This window comes from Ramlibacter sp. P4_H7, assembly GCF_056400765.1.
Genome location: NZ_JBFUKP010000009.1, coordinates 37,732 through 50,623, shown reverse-complemented (window position 1 = coordinate 50,623; position 12,892 = coordinate 37,732). Strand labels below are relative to the sequence as shown.

The 12,892-nt window shown below is 67.8% G+C and carries 15 protein-coding genes; 7 read left to right on the top strand and 8 right to left on the bottom strand.

The genetic code is table 11. From position 1 onward, the window contains the following. Positions 1-41 precede the first annotated feature (41 nt). Positions 42-2,204 (bottom strand): AAA family ATPase, encoded by a 2,163-nt coding sequence (locus AC1DSA_RS13860; RefSeq protein WP_477890079.1) that lies wholly within the window; start codon positions 2,202-2,204, stop codon positions 42-44. Between AC1DSA_RS13860 and AC1DSA_RS13855 the strand changes: the two genes are divergently transcribed. From AC1DSA_RS13855 to araD, 3 genes are all read left to right on the top strand, one after another. Beyond that, a complete protein-coding gene (locus AC1DSA_RS13855; RefSeq protein WP_477890077.1) occupies positions 2,203-2,367 on the top strand; it encodes a hypothetical protein in 165 nt (54 codons plus the stop codon). The two genes, AC1DSA_RS13860 and AC1DSA_RS13855, sit on opposite strands and share 2 nt — an antisense overlap. Positions 2,368-2,819: 452 nt before the next feature. Beyond that, positions 2,820-3,542, top strand: a complete 723-nt coding sequence (locus AC1DSA_RS13850) for a hypothetical protein (protein ID WP_477890075.1) — start codon at positions 2,820-2,822, stop codon at positions 3,540-3,542. A gap of 57 nt (positions 3,543-3,599) precedes the next feature. Further along, entirely contained in the window at positions 3,600-5,330 is a 1,731-nt protein-coding gene (gene araD / locus AC1DSA_RS13845) for an L-arabinonate dehydratase (protein WP_477890073.1), read from the top strand. Between the two features lie 93 nt (positions 5,331-5,423). Here the strand turns inward: araD and AC1DSA_RS13840 are convergent, their stop codons facing one another. Continuing rightward, the gene (locus AC1DSA_RS13840; protein WP_477890071.1) at positions 5,424-6,323 is read right to left on the bottom strand and encodes a LysR family transcriptional regulator; all 900 of its coding nucleotides are present in this window, start codon (positions 6,321-6,323) and stop codon (positions 5,424-5,426) included. Positions 6,324-6,418: 95 nt separating this feature from the next. On the opposite strand from AC1DSA_RS13840, the gene AC1DSA_RS13835 reads away from it, so the two are divergent. The 4 genes from AC1DSA_RS13835 to AC1DSA_RS13820 all read left to right on the top strand — a co-directional run bounded on the left by AC1DSA_RS13835 (position 6,419) and on the right by AC1DSA_RS13820 (position 9,344). After that, positions 6,419-7,582, top strand: a complete 1,164-nt coding sequence (locus tag AC1DSA_RS13835; protein ID WP_477890069.1) for a mandelate racemase/muconate lactonizing enzyme family protein — start codon at positions 6,419-6,421, stop codon at positions 7,580-7,582. Positions 7,583-7,723: 141 nt separating this feature from the next. Beyond that, positions 7,724-8,050, top strand: coding sequence for a hypothetical protein (locus AC1DSA_RS13830; RefSeq protein ID WP_477890067.1), 327 nt, complete (start codon positions 7,724-7,726; stop codon positions 8,048-8,050). 95 nt (positions 8,051-8,145) lie between these two features. Further along, positions 8,146-8,616 carry a J domain-containing protein gene (locus AC1DSA_RS13825; protein WP_477890065.1) on the top strand — a complete coding sequence of 157 codons (471 nt, stop codon included), beginning with the start codon at positions 8,146-8,148 and terminating at the stop codon, positions 8,614-8,616. 113 nt (positions 8,617-8,729) lie between these two features. Further along, entirely contained in the window at positions 8,730-9,344 is a 615-nt protein-coding gene (locus AC1DSA_RS13820; RefSeq protein ID WP_477890063.1) for a hypothetical protein, read from the top strand. Between the two features lie 7 nt (positions 9,345-9,351). Here AC1DSA_RS13820 and AC1DSA_RS13815 read toward each other — a convergent pair whose 3' ends face one another. The 6 genes from AC1DSA_RS13815 to AC1DSA_RS13790 form a co-directional block, all read right to left on the bottom strand. Beyond that, on the bottom strand, positions 9,352-9,822 hold the full coding sequence (locus AC1DSA_RS13815; RefSeq protein WP_477890061.1) for an SRPBCC family protein: 471 nt from the start codon (positions 9,820-9,822) through the stop codon (positions 9,352-9,354). Next, complete coding sequence (locus AC1DSA_RS13810) at positions 9,720-10,163, bottom strand: ArsR/SmtB family transcription factor (RefSeq protein WP_477890059.1); 444 nt, start codon at positions 10,161-10,163, stop codon at positions 9,720-9,722. Before AC1DSA_RS13810 ends, AC1DSA_RS13815 begins: the two co-directional genes overlap by 103 nt. Further along, positions 10,160-10,555, bottom strand: coding sequence for a VOC family protein (locus AC1DSA_RS13805; protein WP_477890057.1), 396 nt, complete (start codon positions 10,553-10,555; stop codon positions 10,160-10,162). The genes AC1DSA_RS13810 and AC1DSA_RS13805 overlap by 4 nt, the downstream gene beginning before the upstream one ends. A 206-nt stretch (positions 10,556-10,761) precedes the next feature. Beyond that, positions 10,762-11,109: a GFA family protein gene (locus AC1DSA_RS13800; protein ID WP_477890055.1), complete on the bottom strand. Its 348-nt coding sequence runs from the start codon at positions 11,107-11,109 to the stop codon at positions 10,762-10,764. A 112-nt stretch (positions 11,110-11,221) separates the two neighbouring features. Next, on the bottom strand, positions 11,222-11,692 hold the full coding sequence (locus AC1DSA_RS13795; RefSeq protein ID WP_477890054.1) for a tellurite resistance TerB family protein: 471 nt from the start codon (positions 11,690-11,692) through the stop codon (positions 11,222-11,224). A 5-nt stretch (positions 11,693-11,697) separates the two neighbouring features. Continuing rightward, positions 11,698-12,861 (bottom strand): acyl-CoA dehydrogenase family protein, encoded by a 1,164-nt coding sequence (locus AC1DSA_RS13790; RefSeq protein WP_477890052.1) that lies wholly within the window; start codon positions 12,859-12,861, stop codon positions 11,698-11,700. Between the last annotated feature and the right edge of the window lie 31 nt (positions 12,862-12,892).

The following is a 12,892-nucleotide window of genomic DNA, read 5'->3' as shown; positions in this document are numbered from 1 at the left end:
GCGGCCCGCAGGCCGCCCCGATCCAACCCCCCGTTGTCCGTTCAGGCCGCGGCGTCCGGCGCCGGTTCGGCCTTGCCCGCCGGCGCGCCATTGAGGCCGACCCGGCTGTTGAAGCTGAAGCAGGCGGCCTCGAAGGCGCGGATCTCGTGCAGCGCTTCCTTCAGGCTCATCTCGCCCTGGTCCATCAGCTTGCCCGCCAGGTGCTCGGTCAGCGGTTTCAGGCGTGACAGCGTGTGCTTGGTTTCGCCATAGAGACGCTCGCTCTGCATCTCCATGATGGTGCGCGTTTCCTCGTCGACGGTGCGGCTGCCGGCATCGCTCAAGGCGCCGAAGTTCAGGCGCGTCTTGCGGTACATGCCCATTTCGGCCACCGCATGGTGCAGCAGCTTGGTGACGCGCGTGATGTCGTTGTGGGCCCCGTTGGTGGTGCCTTCCTCGCCGAAGAACAGTTCCTCGTTGGCCATGCCGCCCAGCAGCACGCGCACGTCGTGCTCGATGTCGGACTTGGTCTTGAGCAGGTTGTTGCCCTGCTTGTGGAACACGAATCCCAGCGCGTTGTTGCGCGGATTGGCCTTCAGCGAGATCTTGATGGTCTTCATCTCCGCCTGCAGCTTGTCCCAGTCGCCGCCCGCGCGCTTGCGTTCCAGCTCGAAGTCCACCAGGAAGTGGCCCCATTCGTGGATCGCGATGATGCGGCGGTCGCGCTCGCGCTCCTTGGTGGTGTTGCCGTTGACGTTGCCGACCAGCACGCGTTCGGCCGCCAGCATGAGCGTCTCGGAGTCGATCAGGTTGCCGGCCTGCACCGCGGTGATGCCCGCCTGGTTGACGATGGTCTCCAGGTCCGCCGGGCTGCGGCCCTCGGTGATCTCCACCATGTGGCGCAGGTCCAGGTCCGGCGCGACCTTCTCAGAGCGCTGGGACAGGTAGTGCTCGATGATCGACAGGCGCTCTTCCTTGTTCGGCATCCGGAAGTCCACCTTCATCTGGAAGCGGCGCAGCATGGCCTCGTCCATGGCCATGGACTCGCTGTTGAAGTTCGAGGCCACGATCCAGATGATCTCCGAGTCGCTCTTGGTGCGCACGCCGTCCAGGATGGCGAGCAGCATGTTCTGCGTGTCGTCGTCGAACTTGCGATGGCCGCCGCGCTTCATGAACAGGTCCTGCGCCTCGTCCAGGAACACGATGCAGCGCTTGCGCCGCCTGGCCATGGAGGAGATGCGCGACAGCGTGTTCGAGCCACCCGCGACGTAGCCGGTCTCCAGGTTGGCGGCGGAGTGGAACAGGATGGGCAGGCCCAGTTCCTTGGCCAGGTAGCTGGCGAGCTTGGTCTTGCCGGTGCCCGCCGGACCGCTGAACATCACGTTGAACGGCTTGTTGATGCCGTACTCCGCGTATTCGGCGCGCCGCTCGTACTGGTCCTTGATCTGGCGCACTTCGGTCTTGATGTCGTCCATGCCGACCAGGTCGTCGATGGACCCATGCACCTGGGCGGGCTCGATGAAGCGCAGCGCCTTGAACTGGCCCTTGAGGTGGAACACCAGGAAACCGAGCAGGCCGAGGGTCAGCGCCGCGGACAGCACGCCGCTCACGCCTGCCTTCCAGCCGTCCTTTTCCGACTGCGGACGCGCGCCGGCGAAGCGCTCGTCCAGCTTTTCCAGCATGTCCAGGCTCGTCGCGCTCAGTTCGGAACGGGGGATGAACACCATCTTGCCGCCCCAGGACGCGTTCACGGCCTTGTCGGCGAAGATCTTGGTCTCCATGTCGCTGGGGTAGTACGCATACTGCTTGCCACGCGATTCGATCAGCACGATGCGCTCGGACACGTTCCACATCAGCGGCTTGTAGATCACCGTGATGCGGTCCACCGCATTGGCCTCCAGGAAGCCCAGCACGGAACCCGTGCCGAACACCACGGGCAGCTTGTCGTTGAGCATCCAGGGCGCCTCGGCGCCGGCCTGGCCGGCCATGACCTTCACCTGTTCCGCCACGGCGGCCTGGCGCTGCATCACCATGTAGGAGTAACCGGCGGTCAGCGGGATGAGGATCGCCACGGCGACGACCATCGCCTGGACGGCGAGGGTCTGGACGGAGAACCAGTCGGAAAGACGCGTCCCCAATTTCCTGAGGATGAGCCAGGGGCTCTGCGTGGGGGCGTCTTCCGACGCCGCATCCACGGGGTCTTTGCTGGCGGAGAGATCGGACATGGTGTTCCTGCTCGAAGGGGTGACGCGGCGCGCGCGTCCACTCACAAAATTCGTCGACCGGGGCCGCGCGCGGCACCCCTTTGTCAGAGTCATCCTACAGAAAGGGTTCCGTGCAGGCGATACGAAAAAATCGTCCAGTGCCGGGCTGCCCGACCCCACGTGACAAATTCACGAAAGGTCCTGTTGGCAAGGCACTGCATCTGTCGTAACGGCGCGCCAGTGCGGGAACCCGGCACGCGTTGTGCACTCAGACCCATTAGCCGGGTTCTTTTTCAAGTTTCTTTCCCGGCTATTTATCCCCTCGGGGCATCCGCTGCCCCGGGGGATTTTTTATTGTCCTTCGCCTCGCGCTTGCCCGCAGGCGCGGGGCCCAGCGTCCCCTCGCGGCGCCCGCGTTTTGCACCATGGGCTTGCACGACGCGCGATTCAACGCTTGCACAACGCCGCACCTCTCCCCAACGGGGTGCGCCGGCCTCGCGCCGGCGTGGGTCGTGAAGCCGCTGCCTATACTTGCCATTGCCATCGCGGCAGGGGCGGAATGCCCGGGTAGCACAGGGGCTCCCTGGCCGAAGACTCCCCGCGAAACAACAACGAGGTAGCAGGGGGAAGCAGGGAATGCGTTCGGCTTATCTGGTTCTGGGAGTGCCTGGCGACGCGCGCCAGGAGGAAATCGAGGCGGCGTTCCACAAGGCGCAAGGCCTGTACACCAAGGAACGCCTGGCACAGGAAGACGGTGCGCTGGCGCGGCTGGCGGCGCTGCGAGACGCCTACCAGGTGCTGCGCGACCCCGGCTCCCGTGCCGCGCACGACCGCAAGCTGCAGCAGGGCGTGCGTCCGCCAGCCCGTCCTCGCACCGTCGTGGTGGAGGAAGAGCCGTCCTCGGTGCGCAAGATGATGACTCTCGGCCTGTGGCTGCTGGTGCTGGTGCTCGCCGCCGGCATCTATATCACCTACCGCAACGCCGAAACACGCAGGGCGCAGGTCGCGCAGGAGGCGGCCGAGCGCCGGGCCGCCGAACTGGAGGCCGAGCGCGAGCGCCAGGAGCGTGACAGGCTCGCCGCCCAACGCGCCGCCGCGGCCGCCCAGGCCGAGGCCGCCGAACGCCGGCTGGCCATGGAGTCCTCGATCTCCGCGTCCCGGTCGGCCGCTGCCTTCAGCGCGCAGGAGGCCGCCGCGGCGCAGGCCCGGCGCGCCCAACAGGCGGAAGAGCAGCGGCGCGAAGCCACCCGCGCAGGCGAGGAGCGCCGCGCCGCGCAGGAAGCGCGCATGCGGACCGAGCGCGACAAGCAGCGGGTGCGGGAGCTCTGCATCCAGCTCTATCGCCGTCCGGACTGCTGACGCCAGGGCCGCGGTCGCCTGCGTTGCCGCCCCCGCGGGAACGACGAGAATCCCGCCATGGCCCAACTCGAAAAGCTCCGCAGCCAGCGCTGGCTGGCGCGCAATGAATTCCGCAGCTTCAACCACCGCTCGCGGATCATGCAGATGGGGTACGACCCCAAGGACTGGGAAGGCAAGCCGGTCATTGCCATCCTGAACAACTGGAACGACTTCAACCCCTGCCACCAGCACTTCAAGCACCGGTCCGAGGAAGTCAAGCGGGGCGTGCTGCAGTCCGGCGGATTTCCGCTGGAACTGCCCACGGTGTCGCTCGGCGAGGTGCTGATCAAGCCCTCCGCCCTGCTGTATCGCAACATGCTGGCGATGGAGGTGGAGGAAATGATCCGTGCCTACCCGGTGGACGGCGTGGTCCTCATGGGCGGCTGCGACAAGACGACGCCCGCCATGCTGCTGGGCGCCACCAGCGCGGACGTGCCCGCGATCTTCCTGCCGGCCGGACCCATGCTGCGAGGCAACTCGCGCGGCCAGACCCTAGGCTCCGGTTCGGATGCCTTCAAGTACTGGGACGAGCGCCGCGCCGGAACCATCAGCGAGCCGCAGTGGATGTCCATCATCGGCGGCATCGCGCGCAGCGCGGGCACCTGCATGACCATGGGCACGGCCAGCACCATGACCTCGATCGCCGAGTCGATCGGCATGGCGCTGCCCGGCGCGTCGTCGATTCCCGCCGTGGACGCGAGCCACCAGCGCATGGCCACGGCTTGCGGCCGGCGCATCGTGGAGATGGTGCACGAGGACCTGCGGCCCTCGCGCATCCAGACGCGCGAGGCCTACCTGAACGGCATCACCGTGGCGATGGCCCTGGGTTGCTCCACCAACGCGATCATCCACCTGATCGCACAGGCCCGGCGTGCCAGGCAGGACATCGGGCTGGACGACTTCGAACGCATCAGCCGCCAGGTGCCGGTGCTGGCGAACATCCGTCCCAACGGCACCAGCCAGTACCTGATGGAGGACTTCTACTACGCGGGCGGCCTGCCCGCGCTGATGCAGCGCCTCACGTCCTGGCTGCGCCTGGACCAGCTCACCGTCACCGGCAGGACGCTCGGCGAGAACATCGAAGGCGCCGAGTGCTTCAACGACGACGTGATCCGGACGCTCGCCGATCCCGTCTACAAGGAGGGCGCGCTGGCGGTGCTGCGCGGCAACCTGGCGCCGGACGGCTGCGTGATCAAGCCCTCGGCCATGAACGAGAAGTTCCTGAAGCACGCGGGCAAGGCGATCGTGTTCGACGATTACCCCAGCATGAAGAAGATGCTGGACGACCCCGCGGCGGAAGTGACCGAGGACGATGTCATCGTGCTGCGCAACGCCGGCCCCAAGGGCGGCCCCGGCATGCCCGAATGGGGAATGATCCCCATGCCGGTGAAGCTGCTGAAGGAAGGCAAGCGCGACATGCTGCGCATCAGCGACGCGCGCATGAGCGGCACCAGCTACGGCGCCTGCGTGCTGCACGTGGCGCCCGAGGCTTTCGTCGGCGGCAATCTCGCACTGGTGCGCAACGGCGACCGCATCAGCGTCGACATCCCCAACCGGACCATCCAGCTGGAAGTGAGCGATGCGGAACTCACGCGGCGCCGCGGCGCCTGGACCCCGCCGCCGCCGCGCTTCGCGCGCGGCTACGGCTGGATGTTCACGCAACACATCCTGCAGGCCAACGAAGGTTGCGACATGGACTTCCTCCAGTCGCAGTTCGGCGACAGCGCCGGCGAGCCCGACATCTTCTGACGGGCGTCCGGTGCGCTAATCGATCAGCACCAGGTTGGGGCGTGTCGCCGCACGCGCGCTGGGTCGACGGCCCGTGCGATGGACGCGTGCGTGTCAGCCACCCGCGTGCGGCGACGCCGGGCTCCCTTGCCCGGCCAGCCGCCCCGCGGCCTGCCAGAAGGCCTCGGCATGCGGGCCCAGCGGCGACGCGTCGCGGTACAGCCGGATCTCCACGGGGATGCGCCAGTGCGCGGGGCCGGTCACCTGCAGCCGCTGCGCCTGCAATTCCTCGCGCACCAGGGTCTCGGGCAGCCAGGCCAGGCCGCGTGCATCCAGGGCCATGCTTTTCAGCACCGACGCCAGGTGCGCCGTGAACACCGGCTGCCAGCCGGCGGCGGCGAGCTCGGGGCCGAGCACCTGCCGCACGATGCGGCCGAGCCCCGATTCGTCGCTGAATCCGAGCAGCGCCCGGTGCGGCGCGCCCGGCGCCTGCACCGGCAGCAGCAGGTCGCTGCCGATGGCGAGCGAAGGCACGCCGGCCGCATCGAGCTCGCCGCGGGCCGCCGGCAGGCCATGGGCGATCACGAACTGCACCTCCCGCTGCGCCAGCAGGGCCTCGCAGCGTTGCAGCACGTCCGAAACGAGGCGAATGGCGCCCATGCCGGTGTGCGGCTCCAGCGATTGCAGCCAGCGCGGCACGAAGGTGAACGACAGCGCATGCGTGGCCGCCAGCCGCAAGGTGGCCTCGCTCGCCTCGGCCAGGGCCCTGGCCTGGGGCGGCAGCCGCGCGACGCGGCCCAGCAAGTCCTCGGCCTGCGGCCGGAACCACTCGCCCGCAGCCGTGAGGCGCGCCGGCTGCGTGCTGCGGTCGAACAGGTCGGCGCCCAGCCATTCCTCCAGCGCCCGCACGCGGCGGCTGAAAGCGGGCTGCGTCATGTGGCGCTCCTCGGCCGCGCGCGAGAAGTTGCCCGTGGCGGCCAGGGCGAGGAAGTCTTCCAGCCAGGACAGGTTCATGGGCGGTGCCGTGGCGGCATCAAACGAGAGAAAAAGGGCATTGGCACGGGCTGCGTCGTTTGGAGATGATCGCGTCTGCTTTCCAGGAGACCCCCATGAAGATCGTCGAGATCCGCGAGAAAACCGTCCCCATCGCCTCCCCCATCCGCAACGCGTACATCGACTTTAGCAAGATGACGCTGAGCCTCGTGGCCGTCATCACCGACGTCATCCGCGACGGCAAGCCCGTGGTGGGCTACGGCTTCAACTCCAACGGCCGGTACGGCCAGGGCCAGCTGATGCGCGAGCGTTTCCTGCCCCGCGTGATGGAAGCCCAGCCGGACACGCTGCTCGACGCCAAGGGCATCCTCGATCCGCACAAGGTGTGGGACACCCTGTTCAGGAACGAGAAGCCGGGCGGCCACGGCGAGCGCTCCGTGGCCATCGGCACCATCGACATGGCCATGTGGGACGCAGTGGCGAAGATCGAGAACAAGCCGCTGTTCCAGCTGCTGGCGGACCGCTACGGCGACGGCACCGTCAACCGCAAGGTGTTCGTGTACGCCGCGGGCGGCTACTACTACCCCGGCAAGGACGACACGCAGCTGAAGGACGAGATGCGCAGCTACCTCGATCGCGGCTACTCGGTGGTGAAGATGAAGATCGGCGGCGCCTCCCTGGCCGAAGACCAGCGCCGGATCGAGTCCGTGCTGTCCATCCTGAAGGACGGCCAGCGCCTGTGCGTGGACGCCAATGGCCGCTTCGACATGGACACCGCCATCGCCTACGCCAAGGCGCTGCAGCCGTACAACCTGTTCTGGTACGAGGAAGCCGGCGACCCTCTGGACTACGAACTGCAGGCCGTCCTGCGCAGCTACTACACCAACCCCATGGCCACGGGCGAGAACCTGTTCTCCATGCAGGACGCACGCAACCTGGTCCGCTACGGCGGCATGCGGCCGGACCGCGACTGGCTGCAGTTCGACTGCGCCCTGTCGTACGGGCTGGTCGAGTACCTGCGGACGCTGGAGATGCTCAAGCAGCATGGCTGGTCGGCCAGCCGTTGCGTCCCCCATGGGGGTCACCAGATGTCGCTGAACATCGCGGCGGGCCTGGGCCTCGGCGGCAACGAGTCCTACCCGGACCTGTTCCAGCCCTATGGCGGGTTCCCCGACGGCGTGAAGGTGGACAACAGCTACGTCACCATGCCGGACTTGCCGGGCATCGGCTTAGAAGGCAAGAGCGACCTGATCCGGGAGATGCGAGCGCTGTCGGACTGAGTGGTGCCCCATGGCCGCGCTGGCGCTGCGCGCCATGATGTTTCGCTGTAGGACCGCGCCGCGACCTGCCGCCGGAGGCCTCACGGCCGAGCAACCCCTGTCGCACACTCGCGCCCAGGCAAGCAGTGCAGGGAGCGCCATATGGAAAGGATCTGGGGGCCGGTCAACGGCTTTTACTTCGCAGCCTATGCGGCGCCCACCGAAGACGGCGAGCGCTATTGCAGCTACGCCAAGGTGTGCTGGTCGCGCCCCGAAAGCTACTGGGATGCCGACTGCGTGTTCAAGATCTTCGGCGGCGAACACCACCACACGGCCGAAGCCGCGCTGGCCACGGTGGCGCTGGAGGCGCGCAACGAGATCTCGCACCTGCCCGCCCTCGCCCGCACGCTCGCCGAGCAGCAGCGACGCGACAGGATCCCGATGCCGCGCCTGTTCGTCCGGGCCTTCTTCCGCCATCGCATGGCCTGAGGTGCTGCTGTTTTTGTAGCACCCAACCCACATCGTCCCCAGTGAGAAGCGCTTTCTCTGGACGACCGCGCGACGAAGCTATGAAAATCGTAGCGATGGCCGAGACCCTGCCCACCTACTACGACGTCCTGCAGGTCGAACGCGATGCGACGCCCGAACGCGTGCGCGCGGCGTACCGCAAGCTGGCGCAGAAGTACCACCCGGACAAGATGCCCGGCAACGCGAATGCGGGGCGGGCCATGGCGGCCCTCAATGCCGCCTACGAAGTGCTCTCCGACGCGCACCGCCGCGCCGAGCACGACCTCTGGATTCGCCGCGCCGAGCGCATGACCCAGCCGGCGCCCCAGGTCCCCGCGGCGCCCGCCGACGTCTGGGCCTACCTGCACCCGGCCGTTAGCTGGCCCTGGTATCTGCTCTTCGGCACCACCGTGGTCGCCATCGGCACGATCGCCACCGCGCTCTATCTCACCGTGATGCCCGCCCGCGCTGCCGCCAGCACGCCGGCCGCGCAGACCTGCTCGTCTTCCCTTTCCTCGCCGGCACCGTCCTGCGCGCCCCGCAGCTGATCCGCCGCGGGGGCGGACGGCAGGCCAGACGCGGCTGACGAGCACACCCGTCCCGGTCCGATGGCCGCGCAGCGAGCCCGGACCCACCTTGTCAATATCGACAAGGAGACTCCATGAAACACAAGACCCTGCTGGCCGCCGCGCTGGCCGCCGGCTCCCTGATGGGCCTGGCTCCGCTCACCCAGGCCGCCCCTGCCGTCGTCGCCGGGACCACGCCGGGCACGACCGTCTACCCGTACCCGGGCACCCCGGTGTACCAGTACCCGGGCACGACGGTTTACCAGCAACCTGGCACGACCGTGTACCAGCAACCGGGCTCCACCACGTATGTCTATCCAGGGTCGCCCGGCCAGTACGGCATGCCCGCGCCGCCGCCGGCCCCGCTGAACAGCGACGATCCCGGGGTTCGGGACGGCTACGTGTGGGCACCGGGCCAGTGGCTCGTGGTGAACGGCAGGTACACGTGGCAGAACGGTCAATGGCTGCCCGCCCGCGCCGGCTATGCGTGGCAGGCTCCGCAATGGCAGCAGCGCTCCGACGGCCTGTGGTACATGGTCGGCGGCACCTGGGTGCGCACCGACAACTACGCGTACGGCGGCCGGGTGGACTTCGGCCCGAACGGTGACATCGACCACGACGGCGTCCGCAACGCCGACGACCGCGACCGCGACGGCGACGGCGTGGTGAACTGGCGGGACAACTTCCCGGACGATCCCAACCGCAGCTAGCCGCAAACTACCCGGAAGACGGCCCGGAGCCGGAAGCCTGGAGCCAGGCTTCCAGCTTCACGAGCGTCGCGGTCCAGCCGCGCTCGTGGGCGTCGCGTGCCGCGTCGTCGAAGAAGCGCTCGTGCACGATGTCGAGCTCAGTACCTTCGGCCACCGGCCGCAGGTCCAGCGCCACGCGCGAGACGCGATCGGGCGTGCTGTGCCAGGCCCAGCTGAAGACCAGGCGGCGGTCGGGGATCACCTCCTGGTAGACCCCCGCGATCTCGTGCTCTTCGCCGTCCTGCGTGTGGAAGCGCACGCGGTACCGGCCGCCCGGCCGCACGTCGAGCTCGGCAAAGCTCACGGTGTTCGGGCCGCCGGGACCGAACCAGGCACTCAGCGCTTGCGGGTCCGTCCACGCGCGCCAGACCCTGGCGGGCGCGACCGCGTAGCGGCGCGTGAGGTGGAGCCGGGGCTTTTGGTCGACGGGTCGGTCCATGGGTGCACCTCCTCCTGGTGGTACAGGTAGCGCCCCAGCGCATCGAGCTGGGCGCTCCAGAATCTTTCGTACTTGGCGAGCCACATGGCCGCATCCTCCAGCGCCGCGGGCGCCAGCTCGCAGCGCACGGTGCGTCCTTCCTTCGCGCGCACCACCAGCCCGGCCTCTTCCAGCACGCGCAGGTGCTTCATGAAACCGGGCAGCGACATCGCGTGCGGCTGCGCCAGTTCGCTCACGCTGGCGGGGCCGTGCGTGAGCCGCTCCACCACGCTGCGCCGCGTGCCGTCCGACAACGCCCAGAAGACCTGGTCCAGCACGGCGGCGTCGGCCGCGGGCCTCATCCCTTGGGCATCAGCGGCTGCAGCATGCTGAGGCGGTTCCCCTCGGTGTCGTAGAAGGCCACGTACTGGCCGACGCCGGGGATCTCCATCGGCGTGCCCAGCACCTCGCCGCCCGCATCCTTCACCGCCTTCATGGCCGCCTGGACGTCCGGCACGCCGACGACCACGGAAGGATGCTGCGCCGGCTTGCTCGTGTCGCGCGCGAAGAAGCCGCCGTTGATGGCGCCGCGCATCCCGTCGGGATTGACGTCCTTGTCGGCGGTGGTGGTCACCACGTAGTTGCCCATTTCCGGGCCGAGCATCTGCATCTTCCAGCCGAAGACGAACTGGTAGAAGCGCGCGATGCGCTCGCGGTTGTCGCAGGGAAGTTCGAAGTGCACGACGGCGTTCATTTCAGGCTCCTGAGTGCGCGCCTTGCAGCGCGGAAATGTCCAGCTTCTTCATCTGCATGATGGCGGCGAAGGCACGTTCGGCCTTTGCCGCGCCGGGATCGGTGATCAGGTCCGGCCGCACGGAAGGCGTCACCTGCCAGGCGCCTGCCAGTTCGAGTCGAACCACAGGCAGGGAACGACCTTCGAAGCGGTTGCATCGGCGCCTCCTATTTGGACCGGCCGTCGTAGTGCTTGACCGGAACGCTTTCGAGGTCGAAATCCTCCAGCGTCCGCAGGTTGATCGCCGCCATCTGCACACCTCCTGGACCGGGTGCCTCGCCATGCGTGTGGATCCCGCAGGTGGCGCAGAAGTGGTGCTGGATGACGTGCTTGTTGAACAGGTAGGTGGACGCCGCGTCCTCGCCCGTCAGCAGGCGCAGCTTGTCCCTGGGGACGAACCACAGCAGCGAACCGCGGCGCGAACACATGGAGCAGTTGCAGGCCAGGCCGCCGTCGACCTCGCCCTCCACCTCGAAGCGGACGCGCCCGCAATGGCAGCTTCCCTTGTAGACCATGGACACCTCATCAGTTAACCAACAGGTTTACTTTTAATCGAAGCCACGGCCTGCGTCAAGTCCCGCGCCAACGCGGCCCTGCCGCGCGGCTCGAAAAGGAAGAAGCTCTGCGCTAAGGGCTGCCCAGCCCCGCGGCCTGCTTCGCGTGGAGCTTGGCCGCGATGTACTCGCCATGAGTCACGTGAAGCAGCCCGGCCACCTTGGAGATCAGGTGGTTTTCGTCGGCGGCGATCTCGCCGTCTGCGTAGGCGACCTGCCACATGAACTCGACGATCCGCACCTTCTGCGGATGGCTGAAGCGCTCGTTGAGCGTCGACGTGAATGCGAAGAAATCGTTCGCGGTGCGCGAGTGCTCCTCCGCGAGGGCGACCAGGCGATGCAATTCGTCGGCCGTGAGATTGAACTTGCTGCGCAGCGCCGCGAGGACCGCCTCGCGTTCGCCCGGGCGCACGGCGGACTCGGCGCGCATCACCTCCACCAGCAGCACGGCCGTCGCGAGCTGCAGCCGGTGCTCCTCGTCCTGCGGTGCGCCGGAAGCGGGGCCGGCCAGGGAATCGAAGAGGTCGCGAAGGGCGCGCAGCATGCGCCTTATTTTGCGCCCAGGCCCATCGACCGGGTGATCACTTCCTTCATGATCTCGTTGGTGCCGCCGTAGATGCGCTGCACCCGCGCGTCGGCATAGGCACGCGTGATCGGGTATTCCCACATGTAGCCGTAGCCGCCGTGCAGCTGGACGCACTCGTCCATCACCTTGCACTGCAGGTCCGTGGTCCAGTACTTGGCCATGCTGGCCGTGGCGGTGTCGAGCTTGTCCTGCAGCACGAGTTCCAGGCACTTGTCGACGAACACGCGGGCCACCTGCACTTCCGTCTGCAGCTCCGCCAGCTTGTAGCGCGTGTTCTGGAAGGCGGCCACCGGCTGGCCGAAGACGCGGCGGTCCTTCACATACTGGACGGTCCAGTCGATCCCCGCCTGCGCCGCGGCAACGGCGGTGATGGCGATCTGGATGCGTTCCCAGGGCAGCTGCTCCATGAGGCCGAAGAAGCCGCGGTTCAGCATGGCCTCGCCTCCCAGCAGGTTCTCCGCGGGCACGCGCACGTTGTCGAAGAACAGCTCGGAGGTGTCCTGGGCCTTCAAGCCCAGCTTCTTCAGGCGCTTGCCCTTTTCGAAGCCCGGCATGCCCCGCTCCACCAGCAACAGGCTGGTGCCCTTGGCGCCCGCGGCGGGATCGGTCTTGGCGACGACGATCACCAGGTCGGCGTGCCAGCCGTTGGTGATGAAGGTCTTGCTGCCATTGAGCAGGTAGCAGCCGTCGGCCTGGCGGATCGCCGTGCTCTTGATGCCCTGCAGGTCGCTGCCCGCGGCCGGTTCGCTCATCGCGATCGCGCCGACCATCTCGCCGCTCGCGAGCCTGGGCAGGTAGCGCTTCTTCTGCGCCTCGGTCCCGTAGTGCAGCACGTACGGCGCGACGATCTCGTTGTGCAGGCCGAAGCCGATGCCGGTGAAGCCGCCACGCGCGAGCTCCTCCATCTGCACCACGGAGTACAGCTTGTCGACGCCGGCGCCGCCGTACTCCTCCGGCATGGTGGGGCACAGGTAACCGTTGGCGCCGGCCTTGCGCCAGACCTCGCGGTCCACGAAGCCTGCTTCCTCCCACGCTTCGTGGAAGGGCGCGATCTCCTTGTCCACGAAGCGCCGGAAGGCATCGCGGAAGGCATCGTGGTCGGAGGTGAAGAGCGTGCGTTCGATCATGGGGTCCCCAAAGAAAAGCCGCCGCCCGGAG

What these genes read in the sequence shown, in the direction of transcription:
- AC1DSA_RS13855 (WP_477890077.1), top strand. Translation starts at nt 2,203, where the DNA reads ATGGTGTTCCTGCTCGAAGGGGTGACGCGGCGCGCGCGTCCACTCACA.
- AC1DSA_RS13860 (WP_477890079.1), bottom strand. Translation starts at nt 2,204, where the DNA reads ATGTCCGATCTCTCCGCCAGCAAAGACCCCGTGGATGCGGCGTCGGAA.
- AC1DSA_RS13850 (WP_477890075.1), top strand. Translation starts at nt 2,820, where the DNA reads ATGCGTTCGGCTTATCTGGTTCTGGGAGTGCCTGGCGACGCGCGCCAG.
- araD (WP_477890073.1), top strand. Translation starts at nt 3,600, where the DNA reads ATGGCCCAACTCGAAAAGCTCCGCAGCCAGCGCTGGCTGGCGCGCAAT.
- AC1DSA_RS13840 (WP_477890071.1), bottom strand. Translation starts at nt 6,323, where the DNA reads ATGAACCTGTCCTGGCTGGAAGACTTCCTCGCCCTGGCCGCCACGGGC.
- AC1DSA_RS13835 (WP_477890069.1), top strand. Translation starts at nt 6,419, where the DNA reads ATGAAGATCGTCGAGATCCGCGAGAAAACCGTCCCCATCGCCTCCCCC.
- AC1DSA_RS13830 (WP_477890067.1), top strand. Translation starts at nt 7,724, where the DNA reads ATGGAAAGGATCTGGGGGCCGGTCAACGGCTTTTACTTCGCAGCCTAT.
- AC1DSA_RS13825 (WP_477890065.1), top strand. Translation starts at nt 8,146, where the DNA reads ATGGCCGAGACCCTGCCCACCTACTACGACGTCCTGCAGGTCGAACGC.
- AC1DSA_RS13820 (WP_477890063.1), top strand. Translation starts at nt 8,730, where the DNA reads ATGAAACACAAGACCCTGCTGGCCGCCGCGCTGGCCGCCGGCTCCCTG.
- AC1DSA_RS13815 (WP_477890061.1), bottom strand. Translation starts at nt 9,822, where the DNA reads ATGGACCGACCCGTCGACCAAAAGCCCCGGCTCCACCTCACGCGCCGC.
- AC1DSA_RS13810 (WP_477890059.1), bottom strand. Translation starts at nt 10,163, where the DNA reads ATGAGGCCCGCGGCCGACGCCGCCGTGCTGGACCAGGTCTTCTGGGCG.
- AC1DSA_RS13805 (WP_477890057.1), bottom strand. Translation starts at nt 10,555, where the DNA reads ATGAACGCCGTCGTGCACTTCGAACTTCCCTGCGACAACCGCGAGCGC.
- AC1DSA_RS13800 (WP_477890055.1), bottom strand. Translation starts at nt 11,109, where the DNA reads ATGGTCTACAAGGGAAGCTGCCATTGCGGGCGCGTCCGCTTCGAGGTG.
- AC1DSA_RS13795 (WP_477890054.1), bottom strand. Translation starts at nt 11,692, where the DNA reads ATGCTGCGCGCCCTTCGCGACCTCTTCGATTCCCTGGCCGGCCCCGCT.
- AC1DSA_RS13790 (WP_477890052.1), bottom strand. Translation starts at nt 12,861, where the DNA reads ATGATCGAACGCACGCTCTTCACCTCCGACCACGATGCCTTCCGCGAT.